The sequence below is a fragment of the Dermacoccus sp. BD5 genome, assembly GCF_044878485.1.
In the GTDB taxonomy this organism is placed as follows: Bacteria; Actinomycetota; Actinomycetes; order Actinomycetales; family Dermatophilaceae; genus Dermacoccus; species Dermacoccus nishinomiyaensis.
The window spans coordinates 28,707-54,895 of sequence record NZ_JANJER010000013.1 but is presented as its reverse complement, the minus strand read 5'-3'; the positions used below and the strand labels follow the sequence as shown (position 1 = coordinate 54,895).

The 26,189-nt window shown below is 69.1% G+C and carries 26 protein-coding genes, 2 pseudogenes and 1 riboswitch; of the genes and pseudogenes, 16 read left to right on the top strand and 12 right to left on the bottom strand.

The window, feature by feature from the left end; all coding sequences use genetic code 11:
• Positions 1 to 258 precede the first annotated feature (258 nt).
• Complete coding sequence (locus tag NQ706_RS10615; RefSeq protein ID WP_038566513.1) at positions 259 to 810, bottom strand: hypothetical protein; 552 nt, start codon at positions 808 to 810, stop codon at positions 259 to 261.
• Between the two features lie 460 nt (positions 811 to 1,270).
• Here NQ706_RS10615 and NQ706_RS10610 point away from each other — a divergent pair, with 460 nt between their 5' ends.
• Complete coding sequence (locus NQ706_RS10610; RefSeq protein ID WP_038570071.1) at positions 1,271 to 2,311, top strand: FUSC family protein; 1,041 nt, start codon at positions 1,271 to 1,273, stop codon at positions 2,309 to 2,311.
• Between the two features lie 63 nt (positions 2,312 to 2,374).
• On the opposite strand, the gene NQ706_RS10605 is transcribed toward NQ706_RS10610, so the two are convergent.
• Positions 2,375 to 2,578, bottom strand: coding sequence for a hypothetical protein (locus NQ706_RS10605; protein WP_006947152.1), 204 nt, complete (start codon positions 2,576 to 2,578; stop codon positions 2,375 to 2,377).
• A gap of 258 nt (positions 2,579 to 2,836) precedes the next feature.
• Between NQ706_RS10605 and NQ706_RS10600 the strand changes: the two genes are divergently transcribed.
• The gene (locus NQ706_RS10600; protein ID WP_038566515.1) at positions 2,837 to 3,289 is read left to right on the top strand and encodes a pyridoxamine 5'-phosphate oxidase family protein; all 453 of its coding nucleotides are present in this window, start codon (positions 2,837 to 2,839) and stop codon (positions 3,287 to 3,289) included.
• Positions 3,290 to 3,369: 80 nt separating this feature from the next.
• On the opposite strand, the gene NQ706_RS10595 is transcribed toward NQ706_RS10600, so the two are convergent.
• Together NQ706_RS10595 and NQ706_RS10590 are read right to left on the bottom strand one after the other, a co-directional pair.
• Positions 3,370 to 3,855, bottom strand: a complete 486-nt coding sequence (locus NQ706_RS10595; RefSeq protein ID WP_038570072.1) for a hypothetical protein — start codon at positions 3,853 to 3,855, stop codon at positions 3,370 to 3,372.
• 119 nt (positions 3,856 to 3,974) lie between these two features.
• Positions 3,975 to 4,838, bottom strand: a complete 864-nt coding sequence (locus tag NQ706_RS10590; RefSeq protein ID WP_051805505.1) for a DUF692 domain-containing protein — start codon at positions 4,836 to 4,838, stop codon at positions 3,975 to 3,977.
• Positions 4,839 to 5,054: 216 nt separating this feature from the next.
• Here NQ706_RS10590 and NQ706_RS10585 point away from each other — a divergent pair, with 216 nt between their 5' ends.
• From NQ706_RS10585 to NQ706_RS10555, 7 genes and pseudogenes are all read left to right on the top strand, one after another.
• A complete protein-coding gene (locus tag NQ706_RS10585; protein WP_038566517.1) occupies positions 5,055 to 5,357 on the top strand; it encodes an urease subunit gamma in 303 nt (100 codons plus the stop codon).
• Between the two features lie 11 nt (positions 5,358 to 5,368).
• A pseudogene (gene ureB, locus NQ706_RS10580) lies at positions 5,369 to 5,665 on the top strand (urease subunit beta); the annotation flags it as partial.
• A 222-nt stretch (positions 5,666 to 5,887) separates the two neighbouring features.
• Positions 5,888 to 7,582 (top strand): urease subunit alpha, encoded by a 1,695-nt coding sequence (locus NQ706_RS10575; RefSeq protein ID WP_038570076.1) that lies wholly within the window; start codon positions 5,888 to 5,890, stop codon positions 7,580 to 7,582.
• A 95-nt stretch (positions 7,583 to 7,677) separates the two neighbouring features.
• A complete protein-coding gene (locus tag NQ706_RS10570) occupies positions 7,678 to 8,442 on the top strand; it encodes an urease accessory protein UreF (protein WP_038566519.1) in 765 nt (254 codons plus the stop codon).
• Between the two features lie 82 nt (positions 8,443 to 8,524).
• The gene (ureG, locus tag NQ706_RS10565) at positions 8,525 to 9,289 is read left to right on the top strand and encodes an urease accessory protein UreG (RefSeq protein WP_051806353.1); all 765 of its coding nucleotides are present in this window, start codon (positions 8,525 to 8,527) and stop codon (positions 9,287 to 9,289) included.
• Between the two features lie 117 nt (positions 9,290 to 9,406).
• Positions 9,407 to 10,189 (top strand): urease accessory protein UreD, encoded by a 783-nt coding sequence (locus NQ706_RS10560; protein WP_051805509.1) that lies wholly within the window; start codon positions 9,407 to 9,409, stop codon positions 10,187 to 10,189.
• A 234-nt stretch (positions 10,190 to 10,423) separates the two neighbouring features.
• Positions 10,424 to 12,082, top strand: a complete 1,659-nt coding sequence (locus NQ706_RS10555) for a cytosine permease (RefSeq protein ID WP_038566521.1) — start codon at positions 10,424 to 10,426, stop codon at positions 12,080 to 12,082.
• Between the two features lie 220 nt (positions 12,083 to 12,302).
• Here NQ706_RS10555 and NQ706_RS10550 read toward each other — a convergent pair whose 3' ends face one another.
• Positions 12,303 to 13,256 (bottom strand): TIGR04222 domain-containing membrane protein, encoded by a 954-nt coding sequence (locus NQ706_RS10550; RefSeq protein WP_038566523.1) that lies wholly within the window; start codon positions 13,254 to 13,256, stop codon positions 12,303 to 12,305.
• A gap of 171 nt (positions 13,257 to 13,427) precedes the next feature.
• Here NQ706_RS10550 and NQ706_RS10545 point away from each other — a divergent pair, with 171 nt between their 5' ends.
• Positions 13,428 to 14,192, top strand: a complete 765-nt coding sequence (locus NQ706_RS10545) for an ABC transporter permease (protein ID WP_006946965.1) — start codon at positions 13,428 to 13,430, stop codon at positions 14,190 to 14,192.
• A 416-nt stretch (positions 14,193 to 14,608) separates the two neighbouring features.
• Here the strand turns inward: NQ706_RS10545 and NQ706_RS10540 are convergent, their stop codons facing one another.
• Together NQ706_RS10540 and NQ706_RS10535 are read right to left on the bottom strand one after the other, a co-directional pair.
• Positions 14,609 to 14,788 (bottom strand): hypothetical protein, encoded by a 180-nt coding sequence (locus tag NQ706_RS10540; RefSeq protein WP_006947113.1) that lies wholly within the window; start codon positions 14,786 to 14,788, stop codon positions 14,609 to 14,611.
• A gap of 243 nt (positions 14,789 to 15,031) precedes the next feature.
• A complete protein-coding gene (locus tag NQ706_RS10535) occupies positions 15,032 to 16,531 on the bottom strand; it encodes a UDP-N-acetylmuramoyl-L-alanyl-D-glutamate--2,6-diaminopimelate ligase (protein ID WP_260858351.1) in 1,500 nt (499 codons plus the stop codon).
• A gap of 451 nt (positions 16,532 to 16,982) precedes the next feature.
• Between NQ706_RS10535 and NQ706_RS10530 the strand changes: the two genes are divergently transcribed.
• Both NQ706_RS10530 and NQ706_RS10525 read left to right on the top strand, forming a co-directional pair.
• Positions 16,983 to 17,285, top strand: a complete 303-nt coding sequence (locus NQ706_RS10530; RefSeq protein ID WP_006947131.1) for a hypothetical protein — start codon at positions 16,983 to 16,985, stop codon at positions 17,283 to 17,285.
• 69 nt (positions 17,286 to 17,354) lie between these two features.
• Positions 17,355 to 18,032: a response regulator transcription factor gene (locus tag NQ706_RS10525; protein WP_006946951.1), complete on the top strand. Its 678-nt coding sequence runs from the start codon at positions 17,355 to 17,357 to the stop codon at positions 18,030 to 18,032.
• 88 nt (positions 18,033 to 18,120) lie between these two features.
• Here the strand turns inward: NQ706_RS10525 and NQ706_RS10520 are convergent, their stop codons facing one another.
• The 3 genes from NQ706_RS10520 to rpmG form a co-directional block, all read right to left on the bottom strand.
• Positions 18,121 to 19,587: a cell wall metabolism sensor histidine kinase WalK gene (locus NQ706_RS10520; protein ID WP_081873544.1), complete on the bottom strand. Its 1,467-nt coding sequence runs from the start codon at positions 19,585 to 19,587 to the stop codon at positions 18,121 to 18,123.
• A 198-nt stretch (positions 19,588 to 19,785) separates the two neighbouring features.
• Positions 19,786 to 20,499 carry a phosphatase PAP2 family protein gene (locus NQ706_RS10515; protein ID WP_006947151.1) on the bottom strand — a complete coding sequence of 238 codons (714 nt, stop codon included), beginning with the start codon at positions 20,497 to 20,499 and terminating at the stop codon, positions 19,786 to 19,788.
• Positions 20,500 to 20,717: 218 nt separating this feature from the next.
• Positions 20,718 to 20,882 (bottom strand): 50S ribosomal protein L33, encoded by a 165-nt coding sequence (gene rpmG / locus NQ706_RS10510; RefSeq protein ID WP_038566531.1) that lies wholly within the window; start codon positions 20,880 to 20,882, stop codon positions 20,718 to 20,720.
• Between the two features lie 238 nt (positions 20,883 to 21,120).
• Positions 21,121 to 21,185, top strand: a riboswitch (guanidine-III (ykkC-III) riboswitch).
• 14 nt (positions 21,186 to 21,199) lie between these two features.
• Between rpmG and NQ706_RS10505 the strand changes: the two genes are divergently transcribed.
• Entirely contained in the window at positions 21,200 to 21,514 is a 315-nt protein-coding gene (locus NQ706_RS10505; RefSeq protein WP_038570084.1) for a multidrug efflux SMR transporter, read from the top strand.
• Positions 21,515 to 21,784: 270 nt separating this feature from the next.
• On the opposite strand, the gene NQ706_RS10500 is transcribed toward NQ706_RS10505, so the two are convergent.
• Together NQ706_RS10500 and NQ706_RS10495 are read right to left on the bottom strand one after the other, a co-directional pair.
• Positions 21,785 to 22,162, bottom strand: coding sequence for an enoyl-CoA hydratase/isomerase family protein (locus NQ706_RS10500; RefSeq protein WP_404360901.1), 378 nt, complete (start codon positions 22,160 to 22,162; stop codon positions 21,785 to 21,787).
• Positions 22,137 to 22,850 (bottom strand): annotated as a pseudogene (locus NQ706_RS10495) (enoyl-CoA hydratase/isomerase family protein); the annotation flags it as partial. The pseudogene NQ706_RS10495 and the gene NQ706_RS10500, both read right to left, overlap by 26 nt.
• A 348-nt stretch (positions 22,851 to 23,198) precedes the next feature.
• Here NQ706_RS10495 and NQ706_RS10490 point away from each other — a divergent pair.
• The 3 genes from NQ706_RS10490 to NQ706_RS10480 all read left to right on the top strand — a co-directional run bounded on the left by NQ706_RS10490 (position 23,199) and on the right by NQ706_RS10480 (position 25,883).
• Positions 23,199 to 24,119, top strand: coding sequence for a glycerophosphodiester phosphodiesterase family protein (locus NQ706_RS10490; protein WP_235181986.1), 921 nt, complete (start codon positions 23,199 to 23,201; stop codon positions 24,117 to 24,119).
• 242 nt (positions 24,120 to 24,361) lie between these two features.
• Positions 24,362 to 24,778, top strand: a complete 417-nt coding sequence (locus NQ706_RS10485) for an ATP-binding protein (RefSeq protein WP_038566536.1) — start codon at positions 24,362 to 24,364, stop codon at positions 24,776 to 24,778.
• Between the two features lie 211 nt (positions 24,779 to 24,989).
• Complete coding sequence (locus NQ706_RS10480; RefSeq protein ID WP_404360886.1) at positions 24,990 to 25,883, top strand: DUF5926 family protein; 894 nt, start codon at positions 24,990 to 24,992, stop codon at positions 25,881 to 25,883.
• The last annotated feature ends 306 nt before the right edge of the window (positions 25,884 to 26,189 follow it).

Sequence of the window (26,189 nt, the reverse complement as noted above, 5' to 3'; positions counted from 1 at the left end):
TGGTTCTGCGGTTCTGCCCGCGGAGCACGCGCGCTGTCGTGTGTGATGGGTGGCGCCCCGCCAGCTGGGTGAGGCTGACGGGCGGGCCCGGCCGCAACGGCCGTGTCTGAGTGGCCTGACGTGGAGGGCGCCGGGGCGATGGGTTTCGGCGTCAGGAGCGTCGAGAACGATGAAGGCGCCGCACCCTCGCTGGGGTGCGGCGCCTTCGTCATGGGCGGCGCGATCCGGTCGGTGACGCAGACCGTCGTCGCGGTGAGATCAGTTGCGGTAGTGGCGCCCGTCGGTGGCGCGCTCGTCGACGACACCGTCGACACGGTTGCCGATGACGTCACCCTCGCCCGCGCGACGACCCTCGGCTGCGCGTTCGGTGCCGACACGCTCCGTGCTGATGTGCTCGGTGGTGCGGTGGTCCTCGGGGTAGCGCTCGACGTCGCGCTGCGCGACGCGCTGGCGGGCCTCGGCGGTCTCGCGCAGATCGTGCTCCTTGTCGCGCTCGGCGGCGAGGCGCTCACGCTCGCGCTCGGCCTCGAGGCGCTGCTTCTCGCTGAGCTGGTGCTCCTTCTTGAGCTCCTTCGTCTCCTTGTGCTGGCGGTACTTGCGCTTCGTGCCGGAGGCGATCAGGCGCGTCGCGGCCCACACGAGCAGCAGCGTCAGGGCGCCGAGGAGGAAAACGGTGAGCGGCGTGAGGTTGGCGTCGATGCCGAAACCGTGGAAGTGGACGTCGTTGTTGTTCTCTCCGTTGAGCCCGAAGAGGACCCACAGGACGATGGCTGCTGCGGCGATGAGTAGCAGGACGGCGAGGGCGAACATGGCAACTCCTTGTGCAGATCTGGCCGATCCGGGCGAGCGTCGCTCCGGATGGTGGGGGCGACGGCGCCGCCCAGCTTGCTGCTCACAGTAGGCGGTTGACGCAGACGGGTACAGCCCCCGCGGGGTGAGGGGGCGTAAGAATAGACCTCGAACGCCCCGTCATGGCTGGAGAGTGTCATGAGGTTGCTCGGGCGCTGCGTGAACCATCTCACACGATGGTCGAGTCTGAGAGCGGCGTGGGCTCGAGGGGTGATGACCAACCGCGGTGTCGGGGTCGTGACCCCAGCGTCGCGCGGTGGAAGGGGCTGGAGGCGGTCGCTCGTCGCCCCGACGAGCCGTGTCGTCGTCATGAGGAGTGATGGGGTGGAAGGAGCTCTGCCTGGGTGGTGACGAGTTGTGGCTGTGGCGTCCAAAACGCGGCGTATCCGGCTGCTGCGGGCACGGCTTCTAGGATGGCGTGGTGACGACGCCTGCCCATCCCAGTTTTCTCCAGGAGTTCTTCCGCTTCGGCCCGCACGCGGGTGCTCACCGGGTGGCGGCGCGGGCCGGCGTTTCGGTCTTCGTCCCGCTCACTCTGCTGACGGTGACCGGGCACCTCGACTGGTCGGCGTTCGCGGCCTTCGGGGCATTCACGTCCCTCTACGGACGCGCCGCGCCGCATGCGGAACGCACGGCGTTGCAGGTGACGATCGCCGGCGTCCTCGTCATGGCGGTGACGCTCGGATGCGCCGTCGGGCTACTGCCGCATCACCAGTGGTGGCTCATCGCCGCCGGTGCGCTCGTCGCCGCGGCGGCGTCGTTGTTGTCGGACGCCTTCCGCTGGCACCCGCCGGGGCCGTTGTTCGTCGTGTTCGCGTTCACCGTCTGCGCGACGCTGCCCGCGGCGGCGTCGAACGTCGCCGTCGGCTTTTTCGTCTCCGCGGCGTCGGCTGCGTTCTCGGTGCTCATCGGACGTGTCGGCCTGTTGCGCGAGACGGGGGAACGTCGTTGGATTCCGTTGCCGCGGGCCAGGATCCGTGAGGCGTGGCAGGCTGAGGGGACGCGCGTGCACCTCGCCCGGTTCGTCATCGCGGTGGGCGCGGCGGGCGTCGTCGGCAAGCTGATCGGGACGCAGTACGGCGGCTCGCATCCCTATTGGGCGATGGTTGCCGCCGTCGCGGGATTGTCCGGCGCGACGCACCGGGCGCGCATGATCCGCGGTGGTCAACGGTTCGTCGGCACGCTGTTCGGCGTGCTCGCGGCGGCCGCCATCCTGCCGTGGCACCCCCAGGGTTTCGCGGCGGTGCTCGTCATCGCGGCGCTGCAGGTGGGCGCCGAACTGCTCGTGGGCCGCAACTACGCGCTCGCGCTGCTGTGCATCACGCCGCTCGCGCTGATGATGGGGCAGATCGTGCACGAGGTGCCCGTCGGGCCGCTACTCGTCGACCGCGCGGTCGAGACGCTCATCGGCTGCGGCGTCGCCCTCGTCGTCCTGCTGGTCGTGCGCGACCCCGCGCACTGACGGTGCCTGGGCGGGCGGAGCCGAATGTGGACGAAGATCGCAGATGGGTGAGGTGCATCGCCGTCAGAAGGGGCGATAGGGCGGTTTGGGGCGTTTCGCCGGCTTCGACAGTTCTCGGGCGTTGTCGGGGATGCGGACGTGGCTGATGTCGCCGAAGTAGCGTTCGCGCTGCTGCCGTTCGATGCGGGTGTTGATGATGAGCAGGAACGCGACGATCGCGACCATGAGCACACCCGAGACGATCATGAGCAACACTGCGGCCAGCATGTGCTTTCCTCCCTCGTCCCGTCGCTCCTCACAGGGTAGTCGCGCCGGCCCTGACGCGGCGAGGCATGCGCCCCTCCCGTCGAGAGCGCTCGTTGCTGAAGACAGTGAGGAGCGGACGTGGCTCGTCGAAGTGCGGGAACGGGGCGAGCGGGCAGGGACGAAGGGCCCGGACGCGTCTTGCCCCATCGGAGGCTTCGACGCGGCAAGCTGGTGATGTCGAGAACGGCACGAGGACACGCCCGCCCGAAGGAGACCACCATGCCCGACTTCCAGGCCGACCACGACGTCATCAACGCCCTCGCCGAGGACGAGTGCTGGGCGTTCCTGGCGCAGCACGCGTTCGGGCGACTGGCATACACGCTCGTCGGTGAGGCGCAGATCGTCCCGATCAACTACGTCAGCGACGCGGGAGCGATCTTCTTCCGCACGGCCGAGGGCAGCAAACTGCTCGGGGTGACGATGAACTCCGACGTCGCGTTCGAGGTCGACGACCTCAACGGCAGTGGACGGTTCGGCGACGGCGAGGCGTCGAGCGTCATCGTCCGAGGACACGCTGAGGTGCTCGAGGGCGCCGAAAAGGCTCGTGCGGAACAGTTGCCGCTGCGCCCCTGGGTGCCGACGGAAAAACACACGATCGTCCGCATCACCATGACCGAGATCACCGGCCGACGTTTCCAGCTCTCCAAGCCCTGGCGCCACATGCAACCCTGACCCCCTGCGATTTCCGTCCACGGCCAGCGGGCGTCGACCGCGAACGGTTCTGTGTCGGTGTCTATCGTTCAGGTCGGTGTCTACCGTTCAGACGGGCGTCCGAGCGTCGTCACGCGACGGCCGCGGCGCACGAGCATACCGCCGGGAAACCGTTCGACGGCGACGCGGGACGTGCGCCGCACCGACGCCGTCGGCCTGCCGGACGCGTCGGTCGGAAACGTCCAGAACAGGCGTGCCTCGGCCAGTTCGAGGTCGGCGGCGAGGGGGAGCTCGCCGCGTCGGCGCAACCATTGCGCGAACGCGTGACCGTCAGCGCGCGAGCCACGCGTCGGACGCTCGCGAGCGAACTCGGCGAACAACGGGTGCAATCGCGCGCCGAGTGACGCGATGAGGATCGGCCACACGAACTGCAGCTCGTTCGCTCGCTTGCGCAGCAGCGCTCGCCGCGCGACGTCGAGGTGACGGGCGTCGAAGCCTGCCGGGACGCACGCCAACCCCGTCAACGCTGCCACGATCTGCGCCTGGCGTGCGGCGAGATCAGCGTGTTCATCCGACGCAGAATCCATGGGGGACGCGGCCTCCGTCCTGCCGTCGAACTCGTGGGGGCGGCCCCCCTCGTCGGCCAATTCGGGCGCGGACGTCGAACTGTCGCTGTGCCCGGCCGGCGACGATGCGCGGTGGATCGTCATTGCGCGGCCGTGACGCGCGGCATGCCGGCGGCGTCGGCGATGGCGTCGAGCTCCGTGAGCAACTCCTCGGCAGGCGAGTAGTCGCCGTCGCGTTCGAGCATCGCGGCCGGGAATGTCGTGCGTCTCGAGAGCTCCGAGATGAGGTGCAGCACTTCGGGGTTCACCGCGGCCGCATGCGTGTCGTGGTAGATCCCGTCGTTCTCGACCCCACCCGCGACGTGCATGTACGCGAGCCGTTCGAGGGGCATCGCGAGGGCCGTCTCGAGCGGATTGCCCCCGTGATTGCGGGCGTTGGCGTAGACGTTCGCGATGTCGAGCAGCAGCAGCGCGTCGGTGCGTTCGATGATCTCGGTGACGAACTGTGCCTCGCTCATCTCGTCCTCGGGGTAGGTGAAGAGCGCCGCGACGCATTCGAGCGCGAGCGGGACGTCGAGCTCGGCCTGGACGCTGCGGACGTTTCGCACCATCACGTCGACGGCGGCGCGCGTGCGCGGCAGCGGCGTCAGGTGGCCGACCTCGAAACCACCCGCCCGCACGAACGAGATGTGCTCACTGACGAGCGGCGCGCCCGTGATGGCGGCCGTCCCGATGAAGTGCGCGACGCGATCGACGTCGAGGCCCTCGGCGTCACCGAGCCCGAGCTTCACCCCGTGCGGGACGACGGTGACGCCGCGCTCGCGCAGCTGCCTCAGGGCTGGCGGCATGCCGTGCATGACGGATTCGGCGACCACTTCGACCCACGTCAACCCAGGTTGGGCGGCGAGGACGTCCGCGATCTCGGGGCGCCATCCGATGCCGACGCCCGCAGGCATCGACGTGGCCGGTGCGGGCCGTGTTGCGTCGGACGTCGTGATGCTCATGTCTCGCATGATGCCGCACCGACAGGTGTGGCGTGACGTCACCTGCTCGACTCTCGTGCATCTGCTCGAGGTATATGACGCACATTCCTCGGACAGATGTGTCTTTCTCGCGCAGCTGTGGCTCCGGCCCGCCGTACTCGCGACGATTCGTGGTCACCTCCCCTCCGCCAGGACCGGCGAAACACCCGCGAAACATCACCTCGCTAACCTCCTGCCATGCATCTGACGCCCGCCGACACCGAGAAGCTGCTCTTGTCCGTCGCGGGAATGGTGGCGCGTGATCGACTCGAGCGCGGCGTGCTGCTCAATCACCCCGAGTCCGTCGCGCTGCTGTCGACGTGGGTCATCGAACGTGCCCGCGAGGGTCGCAGTGTCGAAGAGTTGATGAGCGCCGGGCGTGAGGTGTTGACACGTGAGCAGGTGATGCCGGGCGTCGCCGAGATGATCCCCGACATCCAGGTCGAGGCCACCTTTTCCGATGGCCGCAAGCTCGTCACCCTCCATCACCCGATCGCCTGAAGGAACGAGCCATGTCAGCGAACTCAGGCCGTCGGCCGCAGGACGCAGCCGACGACCCAGCAACCCCCGGGGCCACGAGCGCTCCTGGCGCCATCCGCGTCGCCCCGGGGCACATCTCGCTCAACACCGATCGTTCAGTGAACGAACGGCTGCGCGTCGTCGTCGAGAACACGGGCGACCGGCCGATCCAGATCGGCTCGCACCTGCACCTGCCCGACGCCAACGCGGCGCTCGCGTTCGACCGCGAGCTGACGCAGGGCTACCGCCTCGACATCCCGAGCGGCACGTCGGTGCGCTTCGAACCGGGCGTCAGCCGCGAGGTGGCGCTCGTCGCGTTGCGGGGCGAGCGGCGTGTGCCGGGGCTGCAGATCCGCGACACGGCCGCGTCTTTCGGAGACACTTCGCAGGCTGACGCAGGTGGGGCCGGCGAGTCACACGACGACATCGGGCCCGGTGTTACGGTCCCGCGCGGAACGGCGTCCCACCCCGATGTGCCGGCTGTCCGCCCACGGCCGTCCGAACCGACGACCATCACACGTGACGCGTACGCCGCGCTCTATGGTCCGACGACGGGTGACCAGATTCGTCTCGGTGACACCGACCTGTGGATCGAGGTCGAGCACGACCACACCGTCGGCGGCGAGGAAGCCGTCTTCGGTGGGGGCAAGTCGATCCGCGAGTCGATGGCGCAGGGCCTCACGACCCGCGCGGGCGGGGCGCTCGACACCGTCATCACGAACGTCGTCGTCCTCGACCACTGGGGTGTGGTGCGCGCCGACGTCGGCATCCGTGACGGGCGCATCGTCGCGCTGGGCCGCTCCGGCAACCCCGATGTCGCGGACGGCGTGCACCCGGATCTCCACATCGGCCCGGGCACCGACGTCATCGCAGGGGAGGGCAAGATCCTCACCGCCGGTGGCATCGACATGCATGTGCACTTCCTGTCGACGTCGCAGGTGCACGAAGCGCTCGCGACCGGTCTGACGACGCTCGGTGGCGGTGGTACCGGCCCGTCCGAGGGGTCGAAGGCGACGACGGTAACACCCGGTTCCTGGCACCTCGGGCGCGTCCTGCGCGGCTTGGATTACCTGCCCGTCAACCTGCTGCTCATGGGCAAGGGCAACACCGTGAGCGCCGGGGGCCTCGCCGAGCAGGCGCTCGCGGGCGCGGCAGCGTACAAGGTGCACGAGGACTGGGGCGCGACGCCCGCCGCCATCGACGCTGCCCTGCGCGCGGCCGACGAGCACGGGCTGCAGGTGGCGCTGCACAGTGACTCGCTCAACGAAGCCGGTTACGTCGACTCGACGCTGCGCGCCATCGGCGGGCGCAGCATCCACGCCTTCCACACCGAGGGCGCTGGGGGCGGGCACGCGCCCGACATCATGTCGATCGCATCGCACCCCAATGTCCTGCCCGGTTCGACGAACCCGACGCTGCCGCACACCGTCAACACGGTCGCCGAGCACCTCGACATGCTCATCGTGTGTCATCACCTCAACCCGGCGGTGGCGGAAGATCTCGCGTTCGCCGAATCGCGCATCCGGGCGACGACGATCGCCGCCGAGGATCTGCTCCACGACATCGGCGCGTTGTCGATGACGAGCTCCGATGCTCAGGCGATGGGTCGCATCGGTGAGGTCATCACGCGCACCTGGCAGGTCGCGCACGTCATGAAGTCACGCTATGGCTCGCTCGGCGAGACGCTGCCGGCCGACAACGAACGTGCCCGTCGGTACGTCGCGAAGTACACGATCAACCCGGCGGTCGCGCACGGCATCGACCATCTCGTCGGGTCGATCGAGCCCGGCAAGCTGGCCGACCTCGTGCTGTGGGAGCCCAAGTTCTTCGGCGTGCGGCCGTCCGTCGTCCTCAAGTCGGGCGCCATCGTGTGGGCTGCCCTCGGTGACCCGAACGCGTCGATCCCGACGCCACAGCCCGTGCTGATGCGCCCGGCGCTCGTGGCGGACGACGCTGCGTCGCTCGCGGTGTCATTCGTGTCGCCGGCGGCTGCAGAGAATGGTCTGCGGGAGTCGCTCGGGTTGCGGCGGAAGGTGGAAGCCGTGCGGCCGACACGCGAGGTGACGAAGGCCGACATGATCAACAACTCCGCGACACCGCGCATCGACATCGACCCCGAGACGTTCGCCATCGCCGTCGACGGTGAGCTCGTCACCCCGCAGCCGGCGACAGAACTGCCGCTCGCGCAGCGGTATTCGCTCTTCTGATCGCCATGTCCTGCTGCGGCTCAGCTCCCACGTCCGACTTTCTGCGTGCAAGTGCACCCGGGTGCAGCTGCACGCAGGGGCGGGGCGGTGGCGTCATGAGGCACAGCACGACGACGGACGGTGCGGGGATGGCGAGCCTGCTGCTCGCTGATTCGAGGCTGCCTGTTGGCGGCTACACCGCCTCAGGTGGTCTCGAACCGGCGTTGCTCGGGGGATTGCCGGTGCAAGAGGTACCCGCCTTCATCGCGATGCGCCTCGCGACGGTGGCACGCGTCGAGGCGGGAACGGCCGTCGTCGCGTCCGCCGCCGTCCGTCATCTGCGTGCAAGTGCACCCGGGTGCACTTGCACGCAAGGCGGGGATGCCACCACGCCCGAGCCCGTGTCCATGTCCGAGCCCGCGTCCGAGGACGTCGCGTGGGCCTGGGCAGCCCGCAACCCCGTCGCGGCGGTGCGCGATTCATCGATCGCCCAGGGGCGGGCGATGTTGCGCCTCGTGCACCGGCTGCGTCCTGACGGCCCCGCAGCACAGTGGCTCGAGGGGTTGCCCCGCCCGCTCACCGTCCGCGCCGTCGTCCTCGGCGCTTTCGCCGGCGAGCTGGGCCTCGACGGTGCGTCCGTCGCCCGCGTCGTCGGATATGACGACGTCCAGAGCGTCACCGCCGCCGCGTTGAAGCTCGAACCGCTCGACCCTGTGGATGCCGTGGCCTGGACGCTCGATTCGGCGCCCCATCTCGACGACCTCGTCGCGGCCTGCGCCGACCTGGTCGCACCGTACGACATCCCAGCCCATTCCGCACCCCAGCTCGAGGCGTGGCATGCCGCTCACGCCGCCACCGAGAGGAAGTTGTTCCGTGTCTGAGATCGCCATGACCTCGCGCCCCGGCAGTGAAGCCACCGCCACGTCCGGCATCGATACGCCCGCCGCCGCCGGACAGGGCGCGATGACGTCCCAGAAGATCACGGTCGGCGTCGATTCGCGCCGTGACGCGGCATCGAATCCATCGCGCCCCATGCGGCTCGGGGTGGCCGGTCCGGTCGGTACGGGCAAGAGTTCGCTCATCGGCATGCTGTGCCGCGAACTCGGCGAGGAGATCTCGCTCGGCGTCATCACGAACGACATCTACACCGACGAAGACGCCCAGATGCTCAGGGCCGCAGGCGTTCTCGACGTCGATCGCATTCGCGCCGTCGAGACCGGGGCATGCCCGCACACCGCGATCCGTGATGACGTCAGCGCCAACCTCGTCGCCGTCGAGGATCTCGCAGCCGACCATCCTGACGTCGAGCTCGTCCTCGTCGAATCGGGCGGCGACAACCTGACGGCGACGTTCTCGCCGGCCCTCGCCGACGCGCAGATCTTCGTCCTCGACGTCGCCGGCGGCGGTGACGTCGTCCGCAAGGGCGGGCCGGGCATCGCACGCGCCGACCTGCTCGTCGTCAACAAGACAGACCTTGCGCCGCACGTCGGGGTCGACGCCGCGCTCATGGAGCAGCAGGGCCGTGAGGCTCGTGACGGACGCCCCGTCATCGCGCTGTCGCGCACCGATGCGGCCTCCGTCGAGCGACTGACGGGGTGGGTGCGCGAGGTGCTCGCGGCCTACCAAGGCGGCGGGCACGTCGCGCAGGATCCGGGTCCGATGGCGCCGCATTTCCACGCCGACAGCGAGGGTGAGCACACGCATGGCGGCGTCACGCACACGCACTGAGCGACGCGAGCCGTGTGCGGCCTGGGGGCCGAAACACCACATGGCGCCTGGCCGGGTTTCAGTCCTCGCGGAGCAGGAGCCGCGAGCGTGGGCTCCTCGGCCGGCCGGTGGTGAGCGATGAAGCTCCACGTCGAACGAGGCGCCGCTGGCTCAGCCGTTCGGGTCCGTACCCGCTCGAGCCTGCTTGCGCCGCGCATCCTGCAGGTGACGCCGACGTCCGCGCGCGTCGCCCTCGTCGCGACGACGGCTCTGCTGCTCGCGGGTGACGAGGCCGAACTCGACATCGTCGTCGGTGACGGTGTCGCACTCGAGATCGTCGAGGTCGCGGCGACGGTCGCCTACGCCGGGCGTGGGGGAGCGTGTTCCTGGTCGGCGAATCTGAGCATGGCGGAGGGGGCGTCGCTTCGCTGGCCCGGGGAGCCGTTCGTCGTCGCCACCGACGCCCGCGCCACCCGGACGACTCGTGCGGACATCGCCGACGGTGGGTCGCTCATGCTGCGCGACACCCTCGTCCTCGGCCGCCATGGTGAGGCGGGCGGCGAACTCGTCGCTCGCACGGACATCTCTCATGCGGGGCGCCCGGCGCTCGTCGAGGAGTTTCGCCTCGCAGCCGACGACGACGCGCCCGGCATCCGCGGCGGGCGCCGCGTCGTCGATCAGGTGACGACGCTCGGCGCGGCCGCCATCCTGCAGCCGGCGCCGCGGGCAGTGACGCGGGCAGATGCCGCAAAGCCGGCAGCCGCCGCGCCGGGCACGGCACGCCCGGGCACGACGATGCTGGGCTCGGCGCCGGTGGGTCATGACCTCCCGGTAGGCGTCACGCGCCTCGACCTCGTCGCGCCTGGACGCATCGAACGCTGGCTGGGTGACGACGCCCACCTCAGCCCCTTACGGAGCTGACGGCGGGTCGCCGACGCGTCCGGCCCGCCGACGCCTCGTCCAGTCGCGATGTTGCCCGCTTTTCGCGGCGCGGGTGACCGAAAACGCGGGCAACATCGGGGTAGGGGGCTTAACTCTCGTGAAACATCGTCACGCATCCGTCGAAACATCGGCTGCCTAGATTCCTGCGTACCGAATGGCGATACCGCCACCTCGGTTGTCGAAACGCAGGACGAGGGCAGAGGGGCGCACAGCATGGCGACGTCGCAACTGGAACCACAGGTCGACGAGCGGGCCACCGCGTCCGCCGTCGGGACCGCGAAGGCGAAGAGCGAGACGCTGGAGGACTACACGCTGCGGTTCGCGCCGCGCAGTTATCGGCGCTGGGCCCCAGGCGTCGTCGCGACGTCGGCGCTCGGTGGGATCGCCTACCTCGCCGACTTCTCGATCGGCGCCAACATCGGCATTCAGCACGGCACGACGAACGCGATTCTCGGCATCCTCGTCGCGGCCGCCATCATCTTCGTGACGGGTGTGCCCCTCGCCTACTACGCGGCGCGCTACAACCTCGATCTCGACCTCATCACGCGCGGCAAGGGCTTCGGCTACTACGGCTCGGTGCTGACGAACGTCATCTTCGCGAGCTTCACCTTCATCTTCTTCGCGCTCGAGGGCTCGATCATGGCGCAGGGGCTCAAGCTGGGGCTCGGGGTGCCGCTGTGGGCGGGTTACCTCGTCAGCAGTCTCATGGTCATACCGCTCGTCGTGTATGGAATGAAGGCGCTGAGCAAGTTGCAGGTGTGGACGACGCCGCTGTGGTTGCTGCTCATGGGTGTTCCGCTCGTCTATCTCGTTCAGGCGCACCCCGGCTCGGTCGACACCTTCCTCGACTACAAGGGCGCCCATGGTGGTGGCGTCAGCTTCAGCGCCGTCATGCTCGCCGCAGGTGTCTGCCTCTCGCTCATCGCGCAGATCGCCGAGCAGATCGACTACCTGCGCTTCATGCCCGCGAAGACCCCTGAGAACTCGCGACGCTGGTGGACGGCCGTCATCGTCGCCGGCCCCGGCTGGGTCTTCTTCGGTGCACTCAAGCAGATGGTCGGGCTGTTCCTCGCCGTCTACCTCATCGCCAACGTCGCGGGCGGTGCGTCGATCGCCAACGAGCCCGTGCACCAGTTCCTTTCGGCGTACGAGCAGATGATGCCCCACTGGCTCGCGATGACGCTCGCCGTCGTGCTCGTCGTCATCAGCCAGATCAAGATCAACGTGACGAACGCGTACTCCGGCTCGCTCGCGTGGACGAACTCGTTCACCCGCGTGACGAAGCACTACCCCGGCCGCATGGTGTTCGTGCTGTTCAACGTGACGATCGCCCTCGTCATGATGGAGGCGAACATGTTCGACTTCCTCAACGACATCCTGGGCTTCTACGCAAACCTTGCCATCGCGTGGATCGTGACCGTCGCGAGCGACATCATCGTCAACACCTATCTGTTGAAGCTCTCGCCGAAGACACCCGAATTCCGCCGGGGCATGCTGTACGCGATCAACCCGGTCGGGTTCGTCTCCGTCATCGTCGCGGGGGGCCTGTCGATCGTGGCCTTCTTCGGCGGCCTCGGCAGTGGGTTGCAGCCGTACTCGCCGATCATCGCCGTCGTGCTCTCCGTCGTTCTGCCGCCCGTCATCGCCGTCGCGACGAAGGGTCGCTACTACCTGCGCCGCAACACCGACGGGCTGGCGCACGAGATGTTCGACGAGCACGGCAACCCGTCGGCGGCCGAGATCGACTGCGAGGCCTGCGGCGACGTGTTCGAACGCCCCGACATGCTGGCTTCCGCGACGGGTGACGGTGCTGTCTGCTCGCTGTGCGTCGCGACCGACCGCGACGGTAAGCACGTACTGCCGGCACGGTGACGTGTGGCTTCCGGCGGATGGCTGACGTGAAGCTCCCTGCGTGAGTCAGCGTCGACTTGAGGAGCTGCGAAGGCTGTCGCGCACCCGCTGACGTCGCACGAGGAATGTGCATCTGCCCGAGGAATACGCAGCATGTTCCTCGGGCAGATGCGCATTTCTCATGTAGCTGACGCGGCAGCCGATTGTGCAGGCCTTGATGACGCGGTGGCCGGGCGTCGTGTCAGCTCGAGCAGCTGCTGCCGCCACCGCAACTCGAACCGCACGACGAGCTGCCGCAGGATGAGCCGCCGCCGCACGAACCCGAATTGCACGATCCTGCACTGCCGCAGTTTCCGCCGCTGCACCAGGCGTCACCGGAACCGCCGGAACCGCCGGAATGGCCGGAATGGGTGTCGCACGACCAGTCGGAGCTCGACGTACCCGACGAGCACGTATACCCGTTCGTACTCGACGGCTCTGCGCTCGAACTCGCCCTCGCGTGACGCTGCATCTCCTCGTCGACGACGTGGTCGCTCAGCCCCCATCCCAGGGCCGCGGTGGCCGGGAACGCGATGAGCAGCGGCCGCGTCCCGTACAGGCCGACGGAGTAGCCGAGCCCGCCGCGCATCGGTGGCTGCGTGAGCCCCGCCGCAGGGCTCGGCACGCGCAACCGTATCTGCTCCAGGGCCGCAGCCCCGGCCGGCGTGCGGCGCCCCTGCCGTGTGGTGCGGACAGCGCGCACGAGGTTGTACGCCCCGAAACACGTGAAGCCCAAGCCGACCACCACGCCACCCACAGACTTTCCGGTGGCGGCGATGATCGCCAGGGCGACCCCGAACAGGGTCATGAACGTCATCTTCAGGGCCTCGCCCTTGCCGCCTCTGCGCGGCGGATTGAGCAGGCCGCGGCGCACGGCGTCACGCTGCAGTTCGTCGAGTGCCGCACGCACGGCGGGGACGTTCTCGAGGCGTGGCGCGCGGCAACGGACGGCGTCGACGACCGCGCGCTGCAGGGGCGTGACGTCGGCGGGTGGGATCGTCCACGCCTCGAGGCGCCCGTACGCCGTCTGACGCAGATATCCCCGTTCGAGCAGATCCGCCGTCGCCGCCTGCAGTGCGGCTGCGCGGCCGTTGAGCATGCCGACCTGCTCGGGTGTCATGTCGCTTGCGCCGACGCGGTGCGCCTGGGTCGTCATGATGTGCTCCTCCCCTTGAAACACATCATGCCCGCCGAACGCATGACAGGAGCGAAACGTCCCGAACACTGGGGCGAGCGCCCCCGCCTGCAGCCGGGCGGTGCGCGACGGGCGAGGCGCCTGGCGTCATGCGGTGTGCGCAGCGGCGCCGGCGTCGGTGAGAATGGCCGTATGACAACAGGGTTCGGCTGGCACGTCGTCGTCGCCATTGCATGTCTGCTGGTCATGATCCAGGTCGGCTACCGGGCTTCGGGCGTCAAGCTGACGCGGACGTCGCTCGTCGCCGTTGCCCGTGCCTGTGTGCAGCTGACGCTCGCCGCCCTACTCATCACGAGCGTCGTGCGCTACCTGTGGGCGTCGGTGCTCGCGGTTGCCGTCATGTTCATCGTGGCTGTGCTGACGACGACGAAGCGGTCGGGCGCGACGGACGTGCGGGCTCGGCTCGCTGCGACGCTCGCGATGGCGGCAGGGCTCGTGCCTGTCCTCGTCATCCTCACCGTCAGCGGTGTCGTGCCGATGAAGGGTGTGTCGATCATCCCGACGGCGGGCATCGTCATCGGCAACGTCATGAGCGTGCACACGCTCGTCTCTCGGCGCGCGTTCGACGGGCTGCGCGAGGAGAAGAACATGTATGAAGCGGGGCTGTCGATCGGCATGCTGCCCCGCGACGCGATCAGCGAAGTCATTGCGCGACGCCTTCCCGAGTCGCTCATCCCCGTGCTCGACCAGACACGCACAGCCGGCATGGTGACGCTGCCCGGCGCGTTCATCGGCGTCATGCTCGGCGGCGGATCGGCCGTGCAGGCGGCGACGGCGCAGGTCGTCGTCTCGACGTCGATCCTGGCTGCGCAGGCCGTCACGTCGGCCGTCGAACAGCGCATGATCTGCGCCCGGCGACTGCTGACGCCCCAGCTGCGCGAGACGCTCATCGACTGACGGGATGCCCCATCGTCCGGCTGGCGGCTTCCGTCTGGACGGCTGGTAGGTGACGCCTGACGTCTGACGCGATCGACGTTCGTCGGCCTCGCACCTGCCGTCTGTGCCGCCCCGGACGTGACGAAGCCCGCGTCACCTGTGGTGAGGTGATGCGGGCTTCGTCGTCGACCACTGCGAGCAGTGGCGCTCGAAGGCTTGTGGCCTTCGAAGCTGACGGCCAGGTAGGCCAAGATCTTTTATAGCAAGTCGATCGACGCCGTCCTGAGTCGGGGTAAGTCCACTCCCTCGTCTGACTGAGGCTGCGCGGGTGGCCGGTGCATCCGTGGCGGCTGCGTCCCTGCGTGACGACGAGCCGTGGTGCGACGGGCTGGCGACGAGAGGCGCGGAGCGACGTACCTGGCGACGAGCGGTCTGCGTCAGTGCGCGGCGACCATGCGGCCGTAGTAGCTGGGGATGCTCTCGTGGCGTTCGAGGCGCACGGGACGGTTGGCCTTGACGATCTGGGCGCCCCACGTGGCGAGGAAGCCGAAGAAGGCGACGACGCCGACGGCGCTGATCGTCATGAGGATCCAGAAGACGGTGTTGAGGTTGTCCATGGGAAACGCTCCTTCTACATCTGTAGTGCTGGTGTCTGATGTGAACACTACGCCTGTAGTAAGAGTGTGGCAAGCGGGGGTGGTGTCACCTCCGACACAATGGGTGCCCGCGCCCGCGCCCGCCGTCCCCTTCTGCGATTCCCGTCCACATCGGCGACCTACGTCCCCCTTCTACGCTTTTCGGTCACCCGTGCACGCCGTTCGTAGAGGTGGACAAGAACCGCAGATGAGGACGGGGGGGCGTCAGAGCTCGGCGAGCAGCTCGGTGACGACGGTGGTGTCGTGGAAGTCGACGTCGCCTCCGGGCAGGTGCTGCACGCGCTCGTGGCCCTTGCCCGCGACGACGACGATGTCGCCCGGGCGCGCCTGTGTCAGCGCCTGACTGATGGCGTCGCGGCGGTCGAGGACGATCGTCGTGTTCGACGGATCGGCGCCCGCCATCACCTCGTCGGCGATGGCCTGCGGGTCCTCGTCATACGTGTCGTCGTTCGTGATGATGTTGACGTCCGCGAGGCGACTCGCCACCTCGCCCATCTTCGGGCGCTTCGCCGGGTCGCGCCGCCCCGCTGCGCCGTAGACGCAGATGACGCGCCCGCCTTCGCTGCGGACGCCGCCGTCGGCGTGGTCGCGGCCCACGACGGCGCGCGCGACGTCGAGGACGAGTTCGAGGCCGACCTCGGTGTGGGCGTAGTCGACGACGACCTCGAAGCCCTTCGCGGTGGCCGCTGGCACGCGCTCGAAGCGGCCCGGCACCTGTGCCATGTGGGCGACGGCGCCGACGAGGGTGTCGAGCGGCATGCCCATCTCGAGCGCGATCGCGGACGCGCCCGCGACGTTGTGCACGTTGTAGTCGCCGAGCAGCGGCATCTGCAGCTCGATGACGCCGGGGGCGTCGCGTCCGTCGAGGAAGCGCTCGGGCGTCGTCAGCGTGAACGCCGTGCCGCCATCGCTGGGGTGAACCTTCGTGATGCGGTAGTCGGCGTTCTCGCTCACGCCGAACCCGAGCGTGCCGGGCACCTCGGCGACGATGCGCGCTCCGTAGGCGTCATCGACGTTCGTCAGCTTCGGCCCGTCGGTCCACTCGAAGAGGCGCCGCTTCGTCAGGAAGTAGTCCTCCATCGTGCCGTGCAGGTCGAGGTGGTCGCGGGTGAGGTTCGTGAACAACGCTGCGGCGTAACGGGTTCCGGCGACGCGATGGAGATGGATGCCGTGCGAGCTCGTCTCGAGCACGACGTGCTCGACGCCCGCGTCACGCATCCGCGCGAGGTTGCCCTGCACCTGCGGAGCCTCACCGGTCGTACGGACGGCCGGCTCACGCTCGCGGCCGACGACGATCTCGGCGGTCGTCAGCAGGCCCGTCTTCTCCTCGCCGTACGCGGCGCTGAGGATGCCGTGCAGGACGTAGCTACTCGTCGTCTTGCCGTTCGTGCCGGTGATGCCGTAGACGGTGACGTCGTGGCTCGGATGCCCGGCCGTCGCGGTGGCGAGGGCGGCGAGCGCGACACGCGCGTCTGGCACGACGACGGTCGGAGCACCCTCGACGTCACGCTCGGCGACGACAAGGCTCGCCCCGTTCGCGAGAGCCTGCGGCACGAACGTCACACCGTCGACGGTGAATCCGGGGATCGCGACGAACGCGCCACCCGGCTTCGCGGCCCGAGAATCATGGGTGACGGCGTCGATGCCGTCGACGCTCTCGGGCACGCTCGCGCCCAGGATCTTCTCGAGTTCTGCGCGGCTCACATACACCCTGCGAGCCTAACAACGCGTGGCCGAACGCCCGTCGCGCCGCGCGGGGAACGGTGATGTCGTCTGGTGCGTCGCAGTGTGGACATGCTCGAGCGGCGACGTGAGGAGAGGCAGAGTGCAATGGGCGAGATGACTGGCACAAGGCCTCAGGAGGGCGCGGCAACCCACGGCCGAGAAGCGCGCTTCGGGCCGGAATCGGCGTCGTCAGCGTCGTCGCGGCGATCGTCGGCCACTTCTTGATGCTCGCCGCCCGGTCATGACGATGAGTGCCGTGCTGACCTGCGCCGAACCCGACGGTGCGTGCGTTCGACGCCCGGACCCCTTTGTGTGCAAATGCACCCGGATGCATTTGCACACAAAGGGGATGAGGACGCACCGTTCGCCCCACAGCCACGCCACAGGCGCGCACGAGGTGTCGCCTGGGTGTGACGCGCATCGTCGAGGCATGAACCTCGCCCCGCGCTCACGCTTCACCGACCTCGCCGTCGCCTGGGTCGCCGCCGTCGCCGCGATGCTGGCGCTGGGCACCGTCGTCGGGCAGCTGATCGGCGACGTATGGCCCGCGTCGGCCTGGGGGTCGCTCGCCTCGTCGACGCTGCTCCTCGCGCCCGTCGCACTCGCCATCGGTCTCGCCGGATGCTGGTGGCTGACGCGCCGTCGCGCCGCCGTCGAACCGCTCGAGGTGCTCGGCATCGGGCTTGTCGCGCTGCCCCTCATGCTCGCCGGGTGCTGCATCGTCACGTCCTGACGCATCGCGTCGGCTCACCGGTGTCGTGTAGACCTGGGGCATGACGATCGACGCGCGCGAGGAGGCGGCATGAGGGTTCTGCTCGTCGAGGACGAGAAGCACCTCGCCGACGCTGTCGCGAGCGGTCTGGGGCGTGAGGGATTCGTGGTCGACGTCGCCGGTGACGGCATCACCGGCCAGTGGCTCGGCGCGCAGAACCCGTACGACGTCATCGTCCTCGACATCATGCTGCCCGGCCGCAACGGTTACGACGTGCTCGCCGGGCTGCGCCGCGACGGGGTGTGGGCGCCCGTGCTCATGCTGACGGCGAAGGACGGCGACCTCGATCAGGTCGACGCGTTCGACCTCGGCGCCGACGATTACCTGACGAAGCCGTTCAGCTTTCCCGTGCTCGTGGCGCGGCTTCGGGCGCTCGCGCGACGCGGTGCGCCGGAGCGGCCGACGGTGCTCGACGTCGGCGGGCTGACGATCGACCCGGCGCGCCACGTCGTCATGCGTGGTGATGTCGAGATCTCTTTGACGGCAAAGGAATTCGCGCTGCTGCTCTACCTCGCGCGACGTGGCGGAGAGCCCGCGTCGAAGCCTGAGATCCTCGACAACGTGTGGGGCGCCGACTTCGAAGGCAACGACAACGTCGTCGAAGTGTACGTCGGGTATCTGCGTCGCAAGATCGACGCGCCGTTCGGCACCGCCAGCCTCGAGACGGTGCGGGGTCACGGCTACAGGTTGGTTGAGGCGGCGGAGTGACGCTCGCCGAGCGGTGGGCGCCGCAGGGGTGACGCTGAGGCGAGGGGTGGATGCGGCGGGCCGCATCAGGTCGGGGGGCGTATGAGGCTCAGTCCATCGGCAACCGGAGTGTGAAGCGGCACCATCCGTCGGGTGATTCTTCGGCGACGAGTGTCCCGCCGTGGGCCTGAACGATGGCCCGCGCGATGGCGAGCCCGAGGCCGCTGCCGCCGGCGTCGCGGCTGCGGGCGTCATCGAGGCGGACGAAGCGGCCGAAGATCGCCTCACGATCGCCGGCGTCGAGAACGCTTCCGTCGTTGTCGACGGTGAGAACGGCTGTTCCGCGTGCGTCGTCGTCAGAGCGCTCGTTCACTCGGCCCGCCCCGTCCCTGTCCGTGGCCGGCTCGCGGTTGCCGGCATCCTCCACCCGCGTCGTGACGCGCACGGCACTCGTCGCGTGACGCAGCGCGTTGTCGACGAGGTTGCGCACGACCTGCGCGAGGCGCTCGCCGTCAGCGACGACGCGCACGGGCGCGAGGTCGGCGCTTACTACGACCGGCTCGCCGCCACGGGTCGGGGCAGCGCTGCGGGCTCGCAGCGCCTCGGTGTGGGCGACGTCGTCGAGATCGACGTCTCGCAGGGTGAGCGCGAGTGCGTCATCGTCGGCCCGTGCGAGGGCGAGCAGCGACTCGACGATGCCTTGCAGCCGCAGCGTCTCGGCGTGGATGACGCGCGTCGATTCGGACGGTTCGGGGTCGGTCTCGGTGAGGATGCGGATCGTCGCGAGGGGGCTGCGTAGCTCGTGGGAGGCGTCGGAGATGAACGCGCGCTGGCTCGCGTCGGCGGCGTCAAGACGGTCGAGCATCGCGTTCATCGTGATGGCGAGCCGCTCGATCTCGTCGCCCGTCGCGGGCACCGTCACGCGTTCGGGACGGTGGGAGGAGCGGATGCGTTCGACGTCGAGACGGATACGTTCGACGGGGGCGAGCGCGCGCCCGACGACACGGTGGATGCCCCAGCCGGTGACGACGAGCAGACATCCCGCCGTCAGGGCGAGCAGGACGATCGTCGTGTCGACGATCGTGTCCTCGTGGTCGATCGGCGCGGCCGCCACGACCCAGCGCTCGGCGCCGGATCGCGTGTGCGCGGCGAGCGTCACGACGACGTAGTGGTCGCGGTCGCCATCGAGGGTGATCTCCGTGCGACGCGTGCTCTCGGCGGGGCGGGCGAGGGGAGTCGAGGCGTGGGAATCATTGGTCGCGAGCATCGCGCCCGAAGCGTCGAGCACCTGCACGACCTGGGTGTGGATGCCCGCGGCACGCAACGCTGCGGAGGCGTCATCCGTCGTGCTGAGTTCTTTCGCGACCTGCTGCGCCTCCGTTGTCGCGCTGTCGCCGGCGCTCGAGGTGAGGATCTGCCTCAGCCCGAACGTGAACGCCGCGAGCGCGATGGCGAGTGCGACGAGGGCCGCGACGACGAACGTCGCGACGACCCGCACGCGCAAGCCCCGCGCGCGGCGAGGGAGGTGATAATGCACCCCCTCACCGTATGCGGGGCCTGTGGGTGGGGTGGTCATCGATTGGTCCTCGACGTGCGGCAGTGGTGTCGGCCGGTCGACGCCATCGACGGACGGGGCGTCGGTGGGTCGTTGCTCGTATGTCGCTGCCTGGGCCGGGGGTCGTCCGGTGTGGCCCCGGTCGTGAGTGGGATGCTCGCTGGAATGTCGATGCCCGCACCCCGCATTTTCCGGGGCCGCAGGGCGTCGGCGCAGTCGTCAGTGGTCCAACCGGCGTGCGACGAGCGGCGCGAGTGCTGCGCCGACGAGCGCGAATCCGGTGACGAAGACGAGGGAGGCGGTGACGTCGCCGAGGAAGTGAGCGCCGAGGTAGAGGCGCGACGCCGCGACGATGAGCGCGAACGGGATGCCGATAGCGAGGACGAGGCGCGTGGATCGACCGAGCGAGCGAGCCGCGAAGAACGCCCCCGCGACGATGGCTGCGGCGAGCGCGGTGTGGCCGGACGGGAAGCTGTCGCGCGCCGTCTCGTGCACGAGGGCGTGCACCTGATCGGCCGGCGGGCGCGCGCGTGTGAAGACGAGCTTCAGCGACGACGTCGCGAGCCACAGGCCGGCCGTGCTCAGCGCGAAGATGACGGCTGCTCGACGGTGGCGCACGAAGAGCAGCGCCGCGACGATGGCGACGAGCAGCGGGCCGACGATGGGGCCGATGACGACGTCGATGCCGTGCGCGAGGCTGACCAGCGGGCTGAGGCGGTCGTGCGAGAGAGCCGTGTCGAGGCCGAGCTCGCCCGTCGCCGCAGCACCTTCGTGGGTGACGACGGCGCCGAGGCCGAGCCCGCCGGCGACGAGCGTTGCGCCGGCTGCGCCGGCCTTGGCGGTGAGGTGGTGTGCAGCGGGCTCGGCTGCGGGGGCGCGGCGGGCGCCGGTGGTCGGCGAGCGACGGGGGCGGGTGGCGACGACGGACGACATGAATGGCCTCTCTCGGCGCGCGAGCATCCACCGGGTGCTCGCCTGGGTGGTGAATGGTTAGACCTCATCACCGGGTGGCTGAGAAAGAGCTAAGAGAGTGGGTTAGGGCGGGCCTCGGCCATGTGCAGGACCGGGTCTGCCGTTCGAGGAGCGGGGGCGCGCATCAGCCGAGGAGCGAGGTTTCGCTCCTCGGCTGTCTGACGCGTGCTCCTGCGAGGTCAGCGGGCTTCGGCGAACTCGACGATGCGGCGCGCGATCGGGTCGTACTTGCGCAGCACGAGACGGTCGGACGTCGTGCGGCGGTTCTTGCGCGTCGTGTAGCTGTAGCCCGTGCCCGCGGTGGAGCGCAGGGTGATCTTCGGGCGGTTCGTCGTGCGGGTCATGATCTTCTCCTTCGTTCGACGGTGGGTTCAACATCCCTTTAGTGAGAATCATTCCCATATAGGCGGGCGTGGCGTTGGGGTACGTGGCAATCGCACGAGATGGCGGGTAACTCACGAGTAGGCGGACAACTACGTGCCTACGTGTGAGTTACCCGCCATCCTGTGGAAGTTGGCTGCGGGTTGCCGGCACACCCCTGGGCAGAGCGAAGCGAGGGAGCGCCGTTCGTGTGACAAGCTTGCAGAGCCCGTCGATGCGGGCCCGGACGAGGGAGCCGTACCCGGCAGCGCGACAAGACGGCCATCAGGAGTGATCAATGATGGCGTGGTTCGTGCTCGTGGTGTCCGGTGCGATGGAGGCCGTCTGGGCGACGGCGCTCGACAAGTCGGACGGGTTGAGTCGCCTCGGCCCGAGTGTCGTCTTCGCCCTCGGGTGCGCCTTGAGCATGGGTGGTCTGGCCTACGCGATGGAGACCCTCCCTGTCGGAACCGCCTACGCCGTATGGGTCGGCATCGGAGCCGTGCTCACCATCGCCTACGCGATGATGACGGGCGCCGAGTCCGTCTCGATCGTCAAGATCTGCCTCCTGCTCGGCATCATCGGGTGCGTGATCGGACTCAAGCTCGTCCACTGACACGGGCGTGCATCTGAGCGCTGGCGGGCGTCGTCAAGATGGCGAGTAACTCACGAGTGGGCGGGAAGTTGCGCGCCAACGTGTGAGTTGCCCGCCATCCTGCGCGAGCACCGGGGATGCGACGCGCTCGTGACCATCACAACTGTCTCCATCGGGGGCGGCGTCGCAATGGCCGTTGAATGTGGACAAGAATCGCAGATGGGTGCACGCCAGTGCGAAGACGAGGCCCCGGCTACGCCATGAGTGCCCCACCGGCGTCCCGCCGAGGGCTCAGCCCTCGAACAAGCGCGCGACATCGGCGCCGCTGACCTCGTCGAACGAGGCCTGCGACCACATCGGCTGGCGATCCTTGTCGACGAGTTGCGCGCGCACACCTTCGACGAAGTCGCCGTGTTCGATGAGGCCGCGCGCGAGCACCATGTCCTGAGCGAGCACCTCGTGCACCGAGTCCATGCCCGCCGCGCGCCGCATCGCCTCGACCGTCGCGGCGACAGACAACGGTGAACGCTGCGTCAGCAGGTCGGCCGCCGCGCGCGGCCTCGACGTCGGACGCACGCAGCGTCTGGAGCACCTCGCACGGCGCGCGCAGGTGCTCGCCGGAGCCGAAGGCCTCGTCGATCCAAGCCCGCTGCGCACCGAGAGGTGCATTGCCAGCGGCATCGAACGACGCGAGCCGGGCGACGGCTGCGTCAGCGTCAGCACCCTCGGCGAGACGCTCGAGAACCGTTGCCCACGAGTCGGATTCGATGACGACGTCACTCAGCCCGACGTAGCAGGCGTCGGCGCCACCAACCGTTGTGCCTGTCAGTGCGAGGTAGGCGCCCGTGCCGCCCGGCGCGCGCGAGAGAAGGTAGAGCGCGCCCACGTCGGGGAAGAATCCGATGATCGTCTCGGGCATCGCGACCTTCGTGCGCTCCGTCGCGACGCGCAGCCCGGCGAACGCCGAGATGCCGACGCCGCCACCCATGACGATCCCGTCCTGATGGCTGACGATGAGCTTCGGGTAGTCGGCGATGAGCGCGTTCATGCGGTACTCGTCGCGGAAGAACTCGAACGCGCGCTCGCCGTCGCCGTCGACGAACGCTTCACGGACGCTGCGCACGTCACCGCCCGCGCACAGGCCGCGCTCGCCGGCGCCCTCGATCGTGATGGCGGTGACGGAGTCGTCGTCGCGCCACTGCTCCAGCGCGGCGCTCACGGCGTTCACCATGTCGGTCGTGAGCGCGTTGATGGCCTTGGGCCGGTTCAGCAGGATGCGCGCGAGTGAACCGCGACGGGCGACGAGGACGTCCGGCGTCGCGGTCTCGGTGAAATCGTCGGTCGTCGTGTCGGGCATGCGCGCCTCCTCGGGCGGGTGCGGCCAGTGCGGCTGGTGATCCCGGTCACCATAACCTCCACGCCCGACAACCCCGCCATTCCGCGGAAAGGGAGGGAGCGGCGAGCGTGTGGGCCCGTACGAGACGCGCCCCCACCCGTCGGAATCGCCAGATCGCCGACCGTTGCCGGCCGACGCGAGAGGCGCGCGCCGCGGACTGCGCGCCTGCGACGAACCGCGAGGAGCGGTGGCCCGCCCGCGAGGTGCGTTCACGAATGAGAGCCACGCGCCGAGACCGTAGCGTCCGTGGTGCGGACGAGTGGCGCCTCATTAACCCGCTATTCATGCGCGGGGGGTAGGGATGTAGTGGTGAGTTCGTCGAAGTCTCGTCTTGCCGTCCCGCGCCCGGCCAAGGCGCTCGCTGCTGGTTATCGCGCGGCTCGCCCAGCCGTCGCGCCGCTCGATCTGCCGACGCTGTCCGGTGAGCGCCCTCAGGTGGTGGCGCATCGCGGGGCGTCGCACCACGAACCGGAGCACACGCTCGAGGCGTACGAACGCGCCATCCGCGTCGGTGCCGACGCGCTCGAGTGTGACGTCCGGCTGACCGCTGACGGTCACCTCGTCTGCGTGCACGACCGCACGGCGAAGCGGACGTCGAACGGGCGGGGCGCGATCTCGAACCTGGAGCTTGCAAAGCTCGAGGGCCTCGACTGGGGGTCGTGGAAGGCGCGTCTCGAATCTGACGACACCGACGACGACTGGGAAATCGCCGACCGCAGCGGCTCACGCCTGCTCACGTTCAAGGAGTTGCTGCGCACGACGCTCGACGCCGGGCGCCGCGTCGACCTCGCCGTCGAGACGAAGCACCCGTCGAAGCACACGGGGCGCGTCGAGAAGGAACTGGCGCGGGTGCTCGCCGAATTCGGTCTCGACACGCCCGACCCGTCGCGTTGCAACGTCCGCGTCATGTCGTTCTCGCTGCCCGCCGTCTCCCGCATGACGACGCTGGCGCCGCAGGTGCCGCTCGCCTGGCTCATGGAGGGTGTCGTACCACAGCGCATCCGCGGTGGGCAGCTGCCGCCCGGTATCTCGATCGCGGCGATGAGCGTCGGCATGCTGCGCCGCAACCCCGGCCTCGTCGCCGAACAGCACGCACGCGGACACGAGGTGCACGTGTGGACGGTCGACGACCCCGACGACATCCAACGCTGCCTGCGCAACGGTGTGGACGCCATCATCACCAACAAGCCCAAGAAGGTGCTCAAAGCTCGAGAGGCGTTCTGGGGCTGACGCTGTCGGCGACGATCACTTCTGCTGTGGTCGTCTGACGACCGCCGCCAACGTGAATTCGAGCGAAATGGGCGGATACGAGCGGCAGAGCGCTCGAAGTCACCCATTTCGCTCGGATCCGTCGCGGCGCACCCGTGGGGCCGCGCACCCAACCCCACGCCCGTTGCGATGTGTGGCAAGGTTGAACGAACGCTGAACACCACCCCGCCCCGCGAGGTCCGACCGCACGAGGTAGCCACGACATGTCGAGCGACGCCCGCGTCCGCACCGTCCGCCTGGACTGGACGCTCGAATCGGTCCCCAGCATCCGCCGCACCATCGTCGACGACCTCTCCGACGGCGAGATCAGCGACGAAGTCATCGGCGAATGCGAGATCGTCGTCAGCGAACTCGTCACCAACGCCATCCGCCACGCCAAGCCCCTGCCCGACGGCAGCATCCGGGTGCACTGGAAGGTTCGCGCCCCGCGCGTCGAGATCGAAGTGACCGACGGCGGCGGCGAAGACATCCCCATGCCCAAACCCAAGAGCGAATGGGTCAACTCCGGCCGCGGCCTGCGCATCGTCCGCTCCCTCGCGCACGAATGGGGCGTCAGCGACGAACGCAACGGCCGCACGGTGTGGGCCAGTTTGGGCGGCCCGTCGCGTCGGCGGGCCTGACCTCGCAAGCTCGGGCAGGCCGCCTCCGCGGCGGCCCGCCCAAACATTCCTCTGCGCGTCTTGCGGCGCATCGGCCTCGCACGCTCGACAGATGCACTCGCTGCGACACGCATGTGGGCCAGCCGACGCCGCGCCTGACGGCGTTCCACTACCGCAGCGAGATGACGCATCGCGCCGCCGTGGGCACGCGACATCACTAGACTCATCGACCATGGGTAAGGCTTCACGCCGCAAGGGCAAAGAGAACAAGCGTCCGCTCGATCCGTCGCACATGCCGGCGCCGTTCGTCGCGCGTCCATTCGAGGGCCTCACAGGTGAGACGGACTGGGTGGCGATGCGTGAGATCGTCCCGTCAGCGACGGCGAAGGTCACCTTCGAGGTCGACGGACAGGAGCACGAAGCGGTCATCGCGACGATCCTGCCGATGGCGTGGCCCGGCCTGCGTCGCGAGGACGGCGACATGATGGTGGCGCTGCAGACGGGCGGTGGATCCGGCGATGCGAGCCGCGACCTCGCCGCGCAGCTCATCGCCGTCACGCAGCTCGAGAATGGCCAGCCGCTGCCCGCACCGCCGCGCGTCAGCGCTGCGACGCCGCGCCTGCAGGACATCATCACGAGCACGACGTTCGAACCGACCGTCCACGAGACGTTCGACTTCTGGATCCCCGAAGAGCACGAGATCGGCGAAGAGGCCTCCGTCTCGATGGAGGACGCCAACGAGTCGATCGCTCCGACTGCGCCGATCGACGGCGTCGACTCCGCCTACTGGTGCCTCATCGGCGATCGCGCCTTCATCCGCTGGGTGCCGCCGCACGACGAGAACAAGGCCACCGACGCGCTCGCCCGCCTGTCCGCATCCGGCAAGGCGCGCATGCCGGAGAACGACGACGAAGGCCGCCTCCTCGGCGCGTTCCGTGCGTGCGGCGTGCTGACGCCCGTCTGGGAAGTGGCGACCGACCGCCTGCCCGAGCAGCAGGCCGCACCGATGGCCGAACTCGCCAAGGCCTTCGACGACGCGTTCGCCTCGCTCGAGACCGAGCCGCTCACCGCCGACGAACGTCGCGCCCGCAACGGCATCGTCTCGCGGCAGATCACGCTGCGCTGACGCCCGCCGTCAGGTCGCACTGAGCTCGGCTCTCACCGTCAGATCTGGTGAGTCAGGGCTCAGCGTAGGGCGTCTGCCGCGTCGACTCCGTCGCCAGGCGCTCACCTTGCCGGAACTCTCCGTGAGGCCCCCACATCGTCAGGTGCGGGGGCCTCACGCGTGTCGCTGCCGGGGCGTCGTCTGACGGAAGGGGCCGAGCGCAGCGCGCGTCCGACGTCGGTTCCACGTCGGCGACGGTGTGAAGAGAGCAGTGGAAAGGGCTCGAAGCCCGCGGCAGCCTGTGCACTTCTGCGATTTTCGTCCACC